This window comes from Pseudoalteromonas sp. SD03 (genome assembly GCF_040937955.1).
Classification (GTDB): Bacteria; Pseudomonadota; Gammaproteobacteria; order Enterobacterales; family Alteromonadaceae; genus Pseudoalteromonas; species Pseudoalteromonas tetraodonis.
The window spans coordinates 629,900-645,584 of sequence record NZ_CP162515.1 but is presented as its reverse complement, the minus strand read 5'-3'; the positions used below and the strand labels follow the sequence as shown (position 1 = coordinate 645,584).

General features: G+C 39.1%; 17 protein-coding genes. 12 read left to right on the top strand and 5 right to left on the bottom strand.

What is annotated here, in order from left to right:
* Positions 1–11: 11 nt before the first annotated feature.
* From ABZP26_RS19220 to ABZP26_RS19195, 6 genes are all read left to right on the top strand, one after another.
* Positions 12–632 (top strand): fused MFS/spermidine synthase, encoded by a 621-nt coding sequence (locus ABZP26_RS19220; protein ID WP_028834641.1) that lies wholly within the window; start codon positions 12–14, stop codon positions 630–632.
* Positions 625–1,521: a spermidine synthase gene (locus ABZP26_RS19215; protein WP_368485701.1), complete on the top strand. Its 897-nt coding sequence runs from the start codon at positions 625–627 to the stop codon at positions 1,519–1,521. Before ABZP26_RS19220 ends, ABZP26_RS19215 begins: the two co-directional genes overlap by 8 nt.
* A 71-nt stretch (positions 1,522–1,592) precedes the next feature.
* The gene (locus ABZP26_RS19210; protein ID WP_368485700.1) at positions 1,593–2,306 is read left to right on the top strand and encodes a type 1 glutamine amidotransferase; all 714 of its coding nucleotides are present in this window, start codon (positions 1,593–1,595) and stop codon (positions 2,304–2,306) included.
* A 91-nt stretch (positions 2,307–2,397) separates the two neighbouring features.
* Positions 2,398–2,874, top strand: a complete 477-nt coding sequence (locus ABZP26_RS19205; protein ID WP_008110790.1) for a MarR family winged helix-turn-helix transcriptional regulator — start codon at positions 2,398–2,400, stop codon at positions 2,872–2,874.
* A 2-nt stretch (positions 2,875–2,876) separates the two neighbouring features.
* Positions 2,877–3,941: an HlyD family secretion protein gene (locus tag ABZP26_RS19200; protein ID WP_290157601.1), complete on the top strand. Its 1,065-nt coding sequence runs from the start codon at positions 2,877–2,879 to the stop codon at positions 3,939–3,941.
* Between the two features lie 11 nt (positions 3,942–3,952).
* A complete protein-coding gene (locus ABZP26_RS19195; protein ID WP_368485699.1) occupies positions 3,953–5,002 on the top strand; it encodes a DUF2955 domain-containing protein in 1,050 nt (349 codons plus the stop codon).
* A 58-nt stretch (positions 5,003–5,060) separates the two neighbouring features.
* On the opposite strand, the gene arfB is transcribed toward ABZP26_RS19195, so the two are convergent.
* The gene (arfB, locus tag ABZP26_RS19190; protein ID WP_010388730.1) at positions 5,061–5,474 is read right to left on the bottom strand and encodes an alternative ribosome rescue aminoacyl-tRNA hydrolase ArfB; all 414 of its coding nucleotides are present in this window, start codon (positions 5,472–5,474) and stop codon (positions 5,061–5,063) included.
* A 176-nt stretch (positions 5,475–5,650) separates the two neighbouring features.
* Here arfB and ABZP26_RS19185 point away from each other — a divergent pair, with 176 nt between their 5' ends.
* Positions 5,651–5,980, top strand: coding sequence for a hypothetical protein (locus ABZP26_RS19185; RefSeq protein WP_041709269.1), 330 nt, complete (start codon positions 5,651–5,653; stop codon positions 5,978–5,980).
* On the opposite strand, the gene ABZP26_RS19180 is transcribed toward ABZP26_RS19185, so the two are convergent.
* The 3 genes from ABZP26_RS19180 to ABZP26_RS19170 form a co-directional block, all read right to left on the bottom strand.
* Positions 5,967–9,047, bottom strand: a complete 3,081-nt coding sequence (locus ABZP26_RS19180; RefSeq protein ID WP_368485698.1) for an SdrD B-like domain-containing protein — start codon at positions 9,045–9,047, stop codon at positions 5,967–5,969. The two genes, ABZP26_RS19185 and ABZP26_RS19180, sit on opposite strands and share 14 nt — an antisense overlap.
* 141 nt (positions 9,048–9,188) lie before the next feature.
* Entirely contained in the window at positions 9,189–9,956 is a 768-nt protein-coding gene (locus tag ABZP26_RS19175; RefSeq protein ID WP_368485697.1) for a hypothetical protein, read from the bottom strand.
* 127 nt (positions 9,957–10,083) lie between these two features.
* Positions 10,084–10,593 carry a hypothetical protein gene (locus ABZP26_RS19170; RefSeq protein ID WP_013462807.1) on the bottom strand — a complete coding sequence of 170 codons (510 nt, stop codon included), beginning with the start codon at positions 10,591–10,593 and terminating at the stop codon, positions 10,084–10,086.
* Positions 10,594–11,606: 1,013 nt separating this feature from the next.
* Here ABZP26_RS19170 and ABZP26_RS19165 point away from each other — a divergent pair.
* From ABZP26_RS19165 to ABZP26_RS19155, 3 genes are read left to right on the top strand one after another with little or no spacing between them, the layout of a single operon-like run.
* Complete coding sequence (locus ABZP26_RS19165; RefSeq protein ID WP_033103215.1) at positions 11,607–11,951, top strand: hypothetical protein; 345 nt, start codon at positions 11,607–11,609, stop codon at positions 11,949–11,951.
* Positions 11,948–13,537 carry a PepSY-associated TM helix domain-containing protein gene (locus ABZP26_RS19160; protein ID WP_368485696.1) on the top strand — a complete coding sequence of 530 codons (1,590 nt, stop codon included), beginning with the start codon at positions 11,948–11,950 and terminating at the stop codon, positions 13,535–13,537. Before ABZP26_RS19165 ends, ABZP26_RS19160 begins: the two co-directional genes overlap by 4 nt.
* Positions 13,534–13,875 (top strand): DUF3325 domain-containing protein, encoded by a 342-nt coding sequence (locus tag ABZP26_RS19155; RefSeq protein ID WP_016899981.1) that lies wholly within the window; start codon positions 13,534–13,536, stop codon positions 13,873–13,875. Before ABZP26_RS19160 ends, ABZP26_RS19155 begins: the two co-directional genes overlap by 4 nt.
* A gap of 207 nt (positions 13,876–14,082) precedes the next feature.
* Here ABZP26_RS19155 and ABZP26_RS19150 read toward each other — a convergent pair whose 3' ends face one another.
* Entirely contained in the window at positions 14,083–14,616 is a 534-nt protein-coding gene (locus ABZP26_RS19150) for a lipocalin family protein (protein WP_368485695.1), read from the bottom strand.
* A gap of 68 nt (positions 14,617–14,684) precedes the next feature.
* Here ABZP26_RS19150 and ABZP26_RS19145 point away from each other — a divergent pair, with 68 nt between their 5' ends.
* Both ABZP26_RS19145 and ABZP26_RS19140 read left to right on the top strand, forming a co-directional pair.
* A complete protein-coding gene (locus ABZP26_RS19145; RefSeq protein ID WP_008110780.1) occupies positions 14,685–15,140 on the top strand; it encodes a YaiI/YqxD family protein in 456 nt (151 codons plus the stop codon).
* 1 nt (position 15,141) lies between these two features.
* Positions 15,142–15,678: a hypothetical protein gene (locus ABZP26_RS19140; protein ID WP_368485694.1), complete on the top strand. Its 537-nt coding sequence runs from the start codon at positions 15,142–15,144 to the stop codon at positions 15,676–15,678.
* The last annotated feature ends 7 nt before the right edge of the window (positions 15,679–15,685 follow it).

The window sequence follows — 15,685 nt, the reverse complement described above, 5'->3', positions numbered from 1 at the left end:
AGAACAATATAATGTTAACAAAAACAAATGCATTAATTTACTTTTTAGCGTTTAGTAGTGGCTTTAGTATTATGGGAATAGAGCTATTAGGTGGGCGAATTTTAGCGCCTTACTTTGGCAGTAGTGTGCATATCTGGGGCAGTATTATTACGGTATTTATGCTTAGCTTATCATTTGGGTATTTACTGGGGGGTAAGCTGTCTATTCGTCATCCTTCGTTGACCAAATATGGGTTAATCTTTTTAGTTGCCAGTATTATGGTACTACCCATTGCTTTGTTTGCTGAGCCAATTATGGCATTTATTTTTTCGCATATTGAAGACAGTCGCTATGGCTCGTTACTCGCCTCAACCGCGTTATTTTTTATACCCACCATTATTTTAGGCATGATCTCGCCCTACTCCGTACGTTTACTGGTCACAAATAGTGAGCGCAGCGGCCAAGTGGCAGGTGGCCTTTATTTTGTAAGTACCTTAGGCAGCGCACTGGGCACCATTATTACCTCTTTTTATATGGTACTGGCGTTTGATGTTAACGCGATTATTTTAGCTTTTGCTGGTGTATTGGGCACGCTTGGGCTAATTGCTATTACCTTTGACAAACTTAAAGTACGAGAGGCCGTTTATGCTTAAGTTTAAATCCCTGTTTGTTTGTATTACGGCGCTACTGCTTTCATCATACAGTGCAGCTAATGTTGTGCATAAAGAGCGCTCCTTGTATCGAAATCTACTCGTTGAAGAAACTGGCGATTTACGCTGTTTAAAGTTTGATGAAAAAACCCGACAAAGCAGCCAAAGTTGCATGTACATTAGCGACCCTAAAAAACTCGTGTTTAACTACACTAAGCTGGCTTTTTCTAGTTTGTTACTGATTGATAACCCTAAAAGCGTGCTCATTATTGGTTTAGGTGGCGGTACGCTTTCTAATATGATTCATGAGCTATACCCAAAGGCACACATTGAAAATGTTGAAATAGATCCTTCGGTAATTAAAGTGGCGCGCGATTATTTTAACTTTATAGAAACCGATAACGTAACTGCTAAAGTACAAGATGGGCGTATTTTTATTAAACGTGCGGCGCTTAAAAGCCAGCAATTTGATTGGATTATTTTAGATGCGTTTAATGGCGATTACATTCCTGAGCACCTACTCACAAAAGAGTTTTTTGAAGAAATAAAAAGCGTATTAGCCGAAGGCGGAATTGTTGCTGCTAACACGTTTTCATCAAGTAAACTTTATGAACATGAATCGGCAACTTATCATGCGGTATTTGGCGATTTTATTAATGTAACAGCCAATAATAATAGTAACCGTATTATTTTAGCCGGTTATAACAAAACCCCTACAGAGCAACAAATAGCACAGCGAGTTAAGCAGCTAACTCCGTTACTTGCCCCTTATGATGTCGATATAGAGGCAATTAGTAAACGTATGTTTTTCACTAAAGATGGAAAGGACTGGCCAAGTGATACTAAGGTGCTAACCGATCAATACTCTCCAGCAAATTTACTTAACTTTTAGTAGCTGTTACATGGTCACTTATATCCGGTGACCATTACTTATTAAAAAGATAATATTTTAAGGAAACGGCAATGCACATTCACTTTATTATTCATGAACATTTTGAAGCGCCAGGCGCTTATGAAGCTTGGGCTAAAATGAATGGTCATACGCTGTCTTATACCCGTATTTATTTAGCTGAACCCTTACCAAAACACACCGATAATATAGACTTTTTAATCGTAATGGGTGGGCCACAATCGCCCGCCACATCGCTTGCAGAATGCGCTTATTTTGATAGCAAAAAAGAACAAGCCTTTATTGCCAGCGCGATCACTGCAAACAAAGTAGTGTTGGGCGTTTGTTTGGGGTCGCAATTAATTGGTGAAGCGTTAGGCGCGGCTTATCAACCTAGTCCAGAAAAGGAAATTGGTAAGTTTGCTATTACCTTCACTGATGCAGGTTTGAATTATCCGTTATTTAGCCATTTTGGCAGTGAGCTTAATGTGGGGCATTGGCATAACGATATGCCAGGGCTGACTACTACAGCCAGTATTATTGCCTATAGCGAAGGTTGTCCAAGGCAAATAGTCGCTTATAGCGATTTAGTATTTGGTTTTCAATGCCACATGGAATTGACCACCGAGGTGGTTACCCTCCTCATTGCCAACGATGATTTAACCAATGCCCATAATTACCGCTTTGTTGAACAGCCCGAAAAGCTCTTAAGTCACTGCTATGATGAGATGAACAGTAAGCTTTATACTTTCTTAGATAAGCTTGCCGTACACTATTTATCTAAATAATACTTATTTACCTGAAGTTAAAATACCAAATATTTACTTAGCCTGCTAACTAATGCTAAAATTTGCTGGATATTCACAAGTAAGAGTTCCTATGAGTAGCACTATTCCTTTTCATGAAACACTCGATTTAACCTTATGCGGCAATATGGGCCGAGTGCACCGCTTATGTCGAGAAGCGGTGACATTGGCGGTTGAACCCTTAGGTTTAACTCAGTCGCGCTGGACGGCAATGATCCACTTACATCATTTACCCTTAGGGGCAACACAGCAAGCATTGGCGACCAGTTTAGGTATTGAAATGCCCTCATTAACGCGCACCATTAAGCAATTAGAGCAGCAAAATCTGGTTATTCGACAAGTTGATGAACACGATAAACGCAGTAAAAAATTGTACTTTACCGATGAGGGTATAAAGTTATTAGAACATTTAAAAGAGCTAACAAGCGATATTAAACAGCGTTTATATGCCGGTTTAAGTACTGAGCAACTTGATGGTATGGCGCACAGTTTAGTGCAAATGGAAGAAAACGCGCGGCGTTGTATTGCAAGCTTATCTGGAGATAAATAAGTATGACACCTGATCAAAAATTTGCCCGCTACGTTAAAGTTTCGCTTGTTGGTTTTATTGTTGTCTTTTTTTATTATATTGTTGCCGATGTATGGTTGCCGGTTACGCCACAGGCACGGGTTTATCATCCGGTTGTGCAAATATCACCGCAAATAAATGGCCGTGTTACCGATGTATTGGTCAGTAATAACCAAGCGGTTAAAGCGGGTGATGTATTATTTGAGATAGATAAAAATACTTACCAACTAGCACTTGAGCAAGCACAGCTTGCCCTTGACGATGCTAAACTGCAAAATAAACGCCTTGATACCAATGTAAAAGCGCTTGAGGCACAAATAAGTGCAGCTAACGCTAAATTGCATGAGCAGCAGCTATTAAAAAAGCGTGGCGAAACGCTTTATAAACAAAACTCTATTTCGGAGCAAGAGCTTGAAAGCATTCGTGCAAATTTTGCAGCAAGCCAATCTAATTTAGCCGCCTTTGAAGCACAGCTCGCTGAAGCAGTTTTAGCGCGTGGCGACTCGGGGCAAAATAATTTAGCGCTGCGCCATGCGGCCAATCAGTTAGCGCAAGCCGAGCTTAACTTATCCTATACGCAAGTGCGTGCTTTAAGTGATGGTGTAGTGGCTAATTTACAGTTACTTGAGGGTTCCTATGCTGTTGCGGGTAAGCCATTACTTGCTATTGTGGCAAGAAAAGCAGATTTAGTGGCTGATTTTCGTGAAAAGTCACTATTAAATATGCAGCCAGGCAGTTTAGCAAAAGTAGTGTTTGACAGCCGACCAGGTGAAGTATTCGACGCTAAAATTGAAACCTTCGAAGCAGGTGTTAGTGACGGGCAACTTAGTGCGAATGGATTACTTAGCACCACCGAAACCAGCAATCGCTGGGTTCGGGATGCGCAGCGTCAACGTATTCATTTAGTGCTGCCAAATAACACTCAGCTTATAAATAATATGCCCAGTGGTGCGCGTGCCACTGTGCAGTTACTTCCACAATCGGCTATAGGTCAATGGTTGGGATCAGTACAGATCCGCTTTATTAGTTGGTTACATTACATTTATTAGTGGGGCGAGTAATGACACAACATGTTAGCCAAGCGCCACAACTCGATTCAAATGGTTTACGCCAAGCGCTACGGATTGCTGGCGGCTGCACTATTGGTTTTACTTTGTGCAAGTTAATGAATTGGCCCAATGGAATATTTTTTACAGTTTACCCTATGTTATTACTCGGTTTAGTGCCAAGTATTAACAAAGGCGTGATCCGTCAATTTGTTGCCAGTGCTGCCTACAGTGCGTTTATAGTGCTTATTTTACAGGGCTTATTTTCACACTTGCCGGTGTTAATGACGCTCATTATTTTTGCCAGCTTTTGTATATTGTTTTACTTAATGAGCTCTGGTGGAGCATTTTTATTTGGTGCTTTGGGGGCGGTGAGTTTATCGATTCAGTTGCACTTTGCCAGCCATGTTGATCAAGGAAGCAGCATTTACCCGCTTATTTTAAGTAATGGTATGGCTATTTTTATTACTATTATTATTGCGCTCTTGATGCATGGTTTGTTTCCTGATGTGACAGCGCGGCCCATGCGGACTGTGCCACACAAGGATAAAGAAAGTATTCGTCACGAGGTGTTGCTATGCGCTAGCGTTGCGACTTTATCATTCGTGGTTTTTCAGGTACTTGACTTACAAGATTCAATTTCGGCGCAAGCGGCGTCTATTTTAATTTTGTTTTCGTTGTGTTTTAAGGCTGCGGGCACCGCAAGTTGGCAACGTATTATTGGTACACTGATAGGCTGTAATGCTGCCTTAGTTGCGCAATTGTTTTTGTATAACCATACTGACGTTTTGCTTTTTCCGGTGGCTATATTATGGATTTTGTCTTTTATATTCAGTCGTTTTCATATTTTAGGCGGTGGTCCACCGGGGGTTGGGTTTGGGGTATTGACCACGTTTGGCATTTTATTTGGTCAGTCGTTAGGCCCAGGGCAAGATTTAATATACAGCGCCATGTATCGATTTAGCTCGGTGGCTGTTGCAGTAACAGTAAGCTTAAGCGCAGTGTATGTAGTGCATCGAATCCTAAACCGATTTAGCGTCACCCGCCATCATACTTATGATTGAATTAAAGGCTGCATTCGCAGCCTTTTTTATGTGCTTAACCAGAGTCAGGTTACTTAAGTTACAGCTTAATATTACCGCGGAGAGCTTTGGTTTGGCCGTGTTTGGTTTTTTTATCCATACGTTTACGCTGTGAGTTACGGCTAGGTTTGGTAGCACGACGCGCCTTATTAACCTTTGTGGCGCTTAAAATTAGATCTTTTAGCCGTTTAAGCGCATCTTCCCTGTTGAGCTCTTGAGTGCGGTGGCTCTGGGCTTTAATTATCAATACCCCTTCTTTGGTGATCCTTGAATCTTTTAAAGCAAGTAATCGTTCTTTATAAAACTCGGGCAATTTAGAGCGGTTTATATCAAAGCGTAAGTGTATAGCACTGGCTACCTTATTAACATTTTGTCCGCCAGCGCCTTGCGAGCGAATAGCGCTTAGCTCTACTTCCCATTCATCAATGGTTACGCTGTTTGAAATAGTTAACATAGTGCCCCGCTCTTTTTGCAAAAAAATGTATTATAACATCAGTACATTGACTTGTGGTGATTCAACTAATTAGATAGGCGGCCATTGCTATTTTCAATCTAATAATTGCTAAATAAATACATAAAAATTAATTTATCCTACACTTACTACATTGTTTTTTAATTCGCTTTAATTATATGAAACAAATATCTATTTTAATGTCTTTGGTATGTATGCTCGCTATTTCGTATGCTGTTTATGCCAAATCATCTCAAACGTTTAGTGCTGGTGTAATTGCACAAGAACAAGTTTATCCAATTAAAGTGTTACCTTTGGGTAATTTTCAACGCTGTTTTGTTGTTGCTGCGCAAAAAGAAGATGCGCTGTATTCTGCGTGTTATATTAAAAAGAGCGCGCAATCGATTTGGGTTGCCGAATCCGCGGGAGCGCGTTGTGAAATAAAATGTGAGTCGCATTTAAACAGTGATGGCAAAACACAGGTGCAGTACTTTACTACTGATTTATAGCAAAAATGCTGTGCCAAGGTTTCTTTATCGCGGTGGTGAGCCCTTTTATTTGTTTAACCACTTGCTTATCACACGCTGTTTGCTTTGCATTATGCGGCCCTGACAGCATCAAATAATGGGCTTCACCTTTTATTGCTTGCTTTGCTACGAACAGTGATGGATTTTCCCTTAGCAGTTTTTTATTAACTGATTTTTCAGAGGTATATGCTACGTACTGGCAAAAGTAAGTCTCAGTTTTTTGGGTTTGCATATCGCCCCACTCCCCTATTTTTCGCCACTGTGGTGAGGCATATCGCCTTGCATCAACCATAAAGCTGCCATGAAGCGCCCGTATTGAATAAACATCATTAATGGTTTGCTGTGCTTTAGCTGCATTATTATATGGGCCTGCAACGAGGTAATAGCTATCACGGTTTTCATGTTTATATAACTGCAAAGCATAGGCTGCTTTATCAATTTTATTCGCCACAATAAGTGCCGATTGAAACTTTTTGAATACGCCTAATTGCACAAAATAAGGCGTGTTTTGGTTTGCTTTAGCTGCTGTTGTTGGTTGCTTATTTAAGGTATTAGCGTTATTTGTGTATACAATGATGTCTTGCAGTATTATGGTATCGCCGCTTTTTTCAGTGATGACCTGCTCAGGAAGATTTTTTATAGTTATGTTTTCTGAGAGTTGCTCATTTTTTTCTATTTCAAGCATATAATTTCCTTGAGAAACATTGGGGAAATAATAATAACCATCATATTCAGTGACCGTTGAATAATGCTTTTCGCCGTCTTTTTCTTTAAGTACAACCGTGAGTCCTGCGATAGGTTTACTCTTTTCATTGCTCGATAGATAAATAGTCCCCTCAACCTCGTTGTAGACCACTAAAGGAATATTTACTTTGGTTTGTCCGCCTCTATGAGCCAATGTTTTAATTTTTCCTAAAGAGGGCTGCAAGTAAGGGTTAGACAACGAGCGTAAATTAACATCTAAAACCTGGCCACCGTAACTACTTGGTAGCAAGACCTTTCCGTCATTATTGGTGTATTTATCTCGCCATAGGTAGTTGCCAGTAAAATTAACGTCTTGAATTGGCTCATCGCCTTGGTCAAAGATTTCATTTTCATTCCAATCTATGAACGAACTAACTTCTATTTGCCCGGAATTTAATGAGCGAGGAGTGTCAAAGTTAAAGTCTGCTTCTAAATGATCAAAACTAAATGTGCCATTTAAACCTAAAGATAAGCGCCAATCTCCTTGATTATCAACTTGCCCTGATACTTGTATATTAAATATCTCATGGCGGTAAGTATATTGATGATTTAAAAGCGTACTTGCCGCAGAGTTAGACTGATACGTCAGCTGGGTTTGATTAAAGGTACTTTGTGTTTGTGGCCAGCGTAAACTACTTCTCAAACGAGTGAGTTCTGCGCCATTATTAGCCTGCCAATCCAAGGTGTTGGTCCATTTCCAAGAGGCAATATCTATTGAAGAATAAAGCCGGTTTATTAGGTTATTTGTATCGTCATCATATAATAGTTGGCTTGACCATGTTCCTGCGACATAACTTTTATTGATGCCTAATGAGAACCGATTTTTAGTGTTAGTATTTTTACGTACTTCATTGTTCCACCTCATATTCCAGTTAAGGGAGTTAAAAAAATCAGTGCGGCCATTGAGGCTCAGTGACAGCCTATTTTTGAGTGAGTTCTCTTTTGCTACAAATAAAGCGCTAGAAAAGTTATTAAGGGCACTGTATTCAACATTAACATTGATATCGTTATAAAGTTTATTAGAAAGTAGGCCTCTAAAACCGGCAAAATAAGCATAGCCAGCATCGAGTTGTTTTGTGGCTAAAAAACGGTAACTGCCGTGATCTGTAAGTGTGTTTAGCCCAGATGATAGGTAGCTGCCGTTATTTTGTTCAGTTTGCAAATGAGTAATTTGAGCGTCATAAGTAATAAGCTCACTAATGCCATAAGAGAGATTACTTTTAAAGGCATTACTCATCGCCGTTGAGGAGTTACTGGATTGATTAAAAACGCTTTTATCTGTGTCTAAAAACTCCACCTGATAGCTTATTTTTCCGGGCGATAGTGCGTCTTGCCCTATTGTATATTTTTGAGTGCGTGTAATTTGCTCACCCTGTGAGCCAAAAAGTTTAATTTCAAAGATATTGTTGCCGTAAAAAGTTTCAACATCGGTAAATCGAACCAAATTTTCGTCGTTAGCTTGAGTCGTGGCAATAAATTGGCCATTTCGATGCAGCTCTGCTTGCCAGCCCGGTAGTGCCGGTTCTTCAATGGTGATAGTTGAAAAATTTTGTGCCGAATGCGGGTTAGCATTTGAAATATAAAATCCCCGGCCTTGGTTTGAGCTAGTAATAAGCTGATCTGACTGAGATTGAATATCTCCCAATTGGTAGTGAATGCGTGCCAGTGAGTGATCTTGTTCACTTAAGTTAAAGTCTTTAGTTATTTTTAAAAAGGTATTAGCGGTGTTTTCGTTTTTGTTGAATCGTAGTTCAGCTCGATGATGAAATAAGTCAAAGTAGCTATTAAGCCTGAGTAGTCCCTTATAACGATTATTAGACGATTTATAGCTTGCTGATAGCGAATATTCAGACACGGGGTAGGTTAGCGCTTGGTATTGGTCGTCTATAAAGTGGTCGTATTGCAGTGCTTTGGACTTAATTTTTTTTGTAATACCACTCGTTACTTGGTTGTTATTATAAGTAAGCAAGTTACTAGAAAATGAAACCTGCATCAGTGAGTAATCAAAGCGCGAGTCGGTATTTAAAAGTGTATTTATAACAGATAAATCAACATAGTGGTCGTAGTCATCGACAGCCCACAATGAAACATTTTCTGAGGGGGCTAAAGTTGAGGAAAGCTCAGCATTCAGCACCTGCTCACTTGAGTCAACGTTAGCAGACAGTGTATTTTGTGACACGTTTAAGCTAATTCCCATGGTCGATTTCAGGCCGCTTATGGGAAGTAGCAACTTATTTGATTTTGAGTAGTAAGCTTCTAAGTCGGAGACAACAGAACGGCCATTAACTCTTACATTTATAATCACAAAAGACTCCTCATCAATAGGCCATTGATAAAGAGTCGGTAACTGCTTTGCGATGATTGCTTTGGGTACAATTAACAGTAATGTACAAAGTAACAAGCGAGTCGTTATACCATAGTATAAGGCATTAATGTGTAGCATTTGTTATTTGATATTAATAGGGATCGCTAACTCGATTTTACCGCCGTAAAGCTCGTTTTCTTTGTAATTGAGTGTCACAGGCCCTGTCACAGGGGCTTGTAAAGTGATGTATACCTTGCGACGTGATAAAGGGGTATAAACGGCCACATTGGCTATTTCACCAATCATTACATTATTCTCATCGACTAATTCAAAGTTTCCATACACAGAGCGATTCCCTGTGAGTGTTTGCCAAAATGTTAGAGTCGGACGCCCATTTTGAGTAATTAATTGCGGGTTTATTAATTCTGAGTGAGCCTCTAATTGGCCATGACGAACAATAACAGGCACACTGTAAGCAACTTTAGGTCTAATGCTTATTCCATCAATGTCGGGGTTTTGTGACTCAGAGGCTATGATTTTAAGCACCGCCCTGTATTCGCCTACAGCAAGCTCAGCTTTTTTGCGAACGGTCATTCTGATAGCTTGCATCCCTTTTGGGGCAATAGTGCCGCGACGTGGAGAAAACCGTAGCATGTTTTTGGCAGAGCGTCCTTCAACTTGTTGCGGAGTAACATCTATAAGTGCTCCTTCTTCGGTCATATCTTTATGGGTAACAACAAGTTTAAAATCGAGATTTTTATTAGAGGTATTTCTGATAAGTAGTGAATTATTTTTAGTACGTCCATCAAAGTATAAACGGTATTCAGACAGCGCAAGGTTGGCACTACAAATTTCAGGTAGTAAAAGAGTTAGGCAAAGGGCGGCCCAACAAAAAAGTTTAAGAATCATGGGACAACTCAACAACATGATAATAAAAAGTGGAGCGCGTTGCTCCACACATTTTATTTTTAATGCGCAATTGCGCAAAAAAATAAACTGAGGCTAACTTAGTAAGTTAGCCTCAGCTTTCATAGTCTTATTGGAAAGACACATCTACAGTATAATCTACAGTGTAAGCAGCGCCCGCTGTCAGTGTAGAATCAACTGTCATATCACCATATACACTAACAGTAATATCGGTTGCACTTGCATCAGTAGTGAAAGCAGACGCAACATTGTCAGCAGTTGTTACACTGGTTGTGCCATCTGTAGCCGTTGTTACTGGAGCAAAAGTTAAGTTAGTGCCTGTGCTTCCAGATACAGTAATATTCATTGCTGAATTTGGCGCTAAACCAGATACAGTAATTCCACCTAATTGAATGTTTGCATCTGACGCATCACAGTCACCCGATACAGCGCCTGCATTATCCATCGTACAGGTTGAGCTTGTAGATAAGCGAATTTTACCAAAGTGCAGTGGGCTATCTTCTGCAAAAGTAGGCTCAGTCCAACCATTTACACTTGCTTGAAATGTTTGGTTAGATGCAAGTAAAGAAGTTGATGAAATTGCTAGCAAAGCGGAAGCAGCAAAGATTTTTTTATTCATAGTTTTTCCATTTTTAAAAATTATTATTTTTTTACTTCCGTGCAAATTAGTTTTGAGGGTTATCTCAGTCCATTGTTTCGGATTTAAACACAATTGTTATCAAAATGAAATCTTTTGTTAACATTAAGGCTTTTTAAAAGAGATAATTAGTATGAAGTTATTAATTTTGACCAGCAAAATGCAACAAGAAAAATAGCTCCGATGTTAATTATTTTTTAACGCTAGAGGGAGTTATTTTAAGGCATAGTCAAAGCGACTTAATTGATGTTGAGCCTATATGAATGTTTATAAACTATTTTTAATCTTTCATAACCATTTTTTAGTTTTTTATGGCAATCGCTCTGTGCTTAAGCGGTGAAATAAAGTGACTGCAACATCTATGCTAAATGTTTGTTTTTTGAGCATAATTTACGCGTTGTATCTCTATTGCTACCTTCCCAGTTAAAATTATTACGGATTAAACTGCATTTATCAAAGATCAGATTTTTACTAACATGTCGGTTTAAAAGTATAAAATTTAATTTTCCAAGCCTGTTTTTTCATCGTTTTGGTTGTTTTTTAGCTTTCTTTGGTAATAAGTTAGTAAAAAATCGGTTTATGCCAGCGGTATTTTATGCCTTGTTGGTAAAATACTGATCCAGTGTTATTTGAGAGAAATTTATAGCTTAAAAGATCTCTAATTATTAGCTTCTTATATCAAAATTACCTGTTAAGGCTATGGAAAAACTTATTAAATAGAGTGCTTTATTTAACTTTTAATTTCATACACGGACGTGTGTTTACTGTGTCTTTATGTATTTAGCCGGTAACAGCAACGCATCCAGAGCAAGCATTCACTTAGATAGGTTATTTTATAGCTGACTTTTAATCTTTATATAGATCACTATTTAACTAACTCAATTAAATGCCTATTACTGCATTCAAATACAAATAAGAATTACTATCTTTTGTATTTGTTGGCGTTATAATATCGCCATCTTTTTTTAGCTATGTTTAAAAGGAATTTGCAGTTTATGCAGGCCTCCAACCGTCTTTTAGACTTTCCCAAACCCGTTTTTTCTATGTTATGGCAATTTATGCAACGCTTTAGCTATGAATTAGCGGTTTTATCGCGTTTTTTTATTGCCATTGTTGGCGGGTATTTTTTTACAGCCGTAAGTGTGTCGCTATTAAGTGCAGTAGTGCCTGTGCCTAAAGTTGACGCGGTTTTGCTTAGTGTGTCTGCGAGTATTTTAATTTATGCCCTGGTGTTTATTTATAGCTTTTATATTCATTCATTAAAAACTGTTTGGATCAGTATTTTACTAAGTATTGCAGCGCAACTTGTCGTGTTGTCGCTATTGAAGGGATGGTTATGAAAGGGAGTTTTTTTCGTTCAATGACGTGGTTACATACATGGGTGGGTTTGCTCGTGTGTTGGTTACTGTATTTAATATTTTTTGCAGGCACTATTAGCTTTTTTAGAGATGAAGTGAGCTTATGGAATCAGCCAAGTGTCCATAATATTGAGCAGCAGGCAGATCGTATTGGCGCGCAAAAACAACAAATCGTGTCGGGTGTTGAGTATTTAAATGCGCAAGCACCTAATGCGCCTAATTGGCGTATAACGCTTCCTGAGGAGCGTATACCTTATTTAACGTATGGTTATGCAAAACCAAAAGAGCCTGGACAGCGCAGAGTCTCTTTTGAAAATACCCGTTTAGATCCAAATAATATGCAGCCTTTAGCACCCTTTATAGATACTCGAGGGGGGAATTTCTTTTATCGCCTGCATTTTGATTTGCATTATATCGATGTAAAAACGGCGCGTTGGATTGTCTGTTTTGCTAGTTTATTTATGCTCATTGCGTTGATATCTGGCATAGTTATTCACAAACGTATTTTTAAAGATATGTTTGTTTTTAGAGCTAATAAAGGCAGCCGTAGCTGGTTAGATGTGCATAATTTAAGTTCGGTATTTGCCTTACCGTTTCATTTAATGATTACTTATACGGGCATTATTACCCTGATATTTATGATTTTCCCCTACCCCGCGCAAACCGTTTATGAGGATGGAATACGAGGCTTTTTTAATGATGTTTCGCCAAGTAGTCCTGCAACAGAGTCGTTGCAAGGCACTGCGCCGTTAGTGCCTATCAATACTGTTTTGGATCAGGTTTATACTAAGTGGCCAGAGGCTGATATAACTAGGGTGATTATAAATAAGCCGAATAAGGCCGCTGCGACTATTATGGTTTTGGTCAGTCCTGGAAAAACATTAAGGGATCAAGCACCGCGTTTGATATTTAGTGGAGCGAGTGGTGAGCTTGTTGCTCAAACTGATGATGAACTTACCGGCAGTAAAGCGCTGTATGAGTCACTAAATTCAATGCACACTGGGCGTTTAGCAGAGACATTATTACGTGTTTTATACTTTTTAGGCGGCATTGCTGGCTGCATAATGATAGCCACGGGCTGTATTATGTGGGCGAAGCGTATTCGGGAGCGAATGAAAAAAAATGCCCAGCCATCATGGGGTTTAAAACTCGTCGAAGCGCTTAATTTAGGAACTTTAATGGGATTGCCCTTGGCAACGTCTGCGTTCTTTTTAGCAAACCGATTAATCAGCACACGCGCAATGGAGCGCGCGGATAAAGAGATACTTGCCTTCTTTTTAACTTGGTTGTGTGTACTTATTATCGCTTTTGTAAAGCGTGACAAGTCGCAGTGGTGTGTTATGGCTGCCATAAACAGCATTGCTTGTTTTAGTGTGCCAGTGGTTAATGCGCTAACAACACAAGGGAATATAATCAGTTATTTACGTAATGAACAGTGGGCTTTATTTATGTTTGATAGTCTCTTTTTACTGTTTGGTTTGCTGTTTTTGTTACAAACCGAAAAATTACGTACTGCGCTGCAAGCTAAAAAACCTAGTCCGATAAACACTAAGGAGCAAAAAGTATGATGGCACTGCTCCCTTTTAGTTTATGTTTGGTGGCTTTTAACTGCTTTGCACTGGCTAAGTTTAATCATTTTAAGGATGTTTTTAACAAGCGCCCGACTGATCAGCAGCGTTTAATTTTATTGAGTGTTGCTTGGATCAGTATTTTACTAAGTTTACTACTTTGTGTTAGCGAATTACACGGCTATGGCGCTCTACAGTTTTGCGGGTTTATGTCGTTAAGTGCTTTAATTATAATGATTTTTTATAGTTTTTTAGTCAATCTAACTAAGCTTTTTAACTTGCTTGTATTATTGATATTGGCCACGAGTACGTTATTTTTTGGTTTAAATGGGCTTTAGTTAGTAAAAATCTGATCCCAAAGAATAGGCTAAATTGAGGTAAAAAAATGGCAAGCCATCAGGCTTGCCAATTAAAAAGGGGGATTGTCATTATGTCTTGTACTTGCCTTTCCTTTTGCAAGTAGGGCTAATATAGCCCCTCTTTATTTAGTTTACCTTACAATAAGGTGAACGTTTTATTACAACCTAGGGGCGTGTAAACCCCCTTTACAGCGATTTTTGATTTACCCATATAATCTCATCAGTTGCAAAACCAAGCGCTTTTACTTGGCTTAAAAACTGCTGCTTGAGCTCTTTACTCACTGTAGGTGTTCGCGATAAAAACCATAAGTAATCTTTGCTATAACTGGTAATAAACGCATATTGATAATCAGGTTGGTCGAGCTCAAAAATAATATAGGCACCATAAAACGGGCCAAAAAATGACACTTTAAAATGCCCTGTATCGGCTTTTTCTACAAATTTAGCTAAGCCTTCAGCTTCGTCCCATTTTTGCTCTTTACTAATAAACCCTTTGTTTAATACCTTTACCGTTCCATCATCGTTAATTGAATAAGTGGCTGTTACTTGCTCCATCCCTTGTTCAAAAGAGTGGTCTAATCGTGCTATTTCATACCACTTGCCTTGGTATTTCTCTAAATCAAAATTTTTAACAGGGGTTATTCCTTCGGGTGCGCTGGTACAGGCACTGAGTAAAAACACGGTGGTAATAAATAATGCGGTTTTAAAAGCGAGTTTCATGTTGTTTCCTTTTCTTTAGAAATTGCTATAGGATCGCTTTAATACTAAAGCAATTTAAAGAACTTAGCATGAAAATTTGGGTTGATGCTGACGCTTGTCCGGTGGTAATAAAAGAAATTTTATTTAGAGCCGCAGAGCGTACGCAAACAGAAACAATACTGGTTGCAAATCATGCCATGCGAATCCCACCGTCAAAATTTATTAGCCGACTACAAGTGTCATCGGGCTTTGATGTGGCTGATGATGAAATAGTAAAACGGATTGAAAAAGGCGATTTAGTGATCACAGGAGATATTCCACTGGCAAGTGAAGTGATTGATAATGGCGGCCAAGCGCTTAATCCGCGCGGTGAGCTTTACACCACTGAAAACATTCGTTCATTACTAAATGTACGCGATTTTATGGATACTATGCGCTCAAGTGGTGTAGAAATGAGTGGTGGGCCGCCTCCATTAAGCCAAAGTGACAGACAAAACTTTGCTAACAATCTTGATCGTATTTTAGCGCAAAATAAGAGCAGTTAAAGTGAGCAGCCAGTTAATAGGGTTAGGTGATGACTCATTCAGTGTTGCTGTGTATGTAGCAAAAGCGCCCCCTATGCCTTACTTTGAAACACTTGCGCAGCTAGAGCCTGTAGTTAGTGGGCAAATAAATAGCATAAACCAGCACTGTGGTAATGGCTGGCGAAAAGTCTTTAATGTGTACGCCAAGGTGTTATTTGCGCTGCCAAGCGAGTATTACGCTTTTGCTAAACAAGCCGTGAGTTGGCAAGCATATCGAGATGAGCTGTTATTACAAAAGCATAACGGGACTGCATTACTCTTTAGTGCGCCGGTGCTCACTGAGCATAAAAATCAATTGCACATTATTGCAGGAAGAACTCACGCTAAAAACTTAATACAACAAGGTAAATTAAACGCCCAACTTGATTGGCTTGATGATGAGTTTGCTATAGATAAAAGTCAGAATATTATTGTTTGCCCCTATTTTGATTATAGGCAGCTGAGTAATATTAAAATTGCTCGTTTGAGTGAATTAGTGGCCCAGTTGCGAATAATCTGAGCCACTT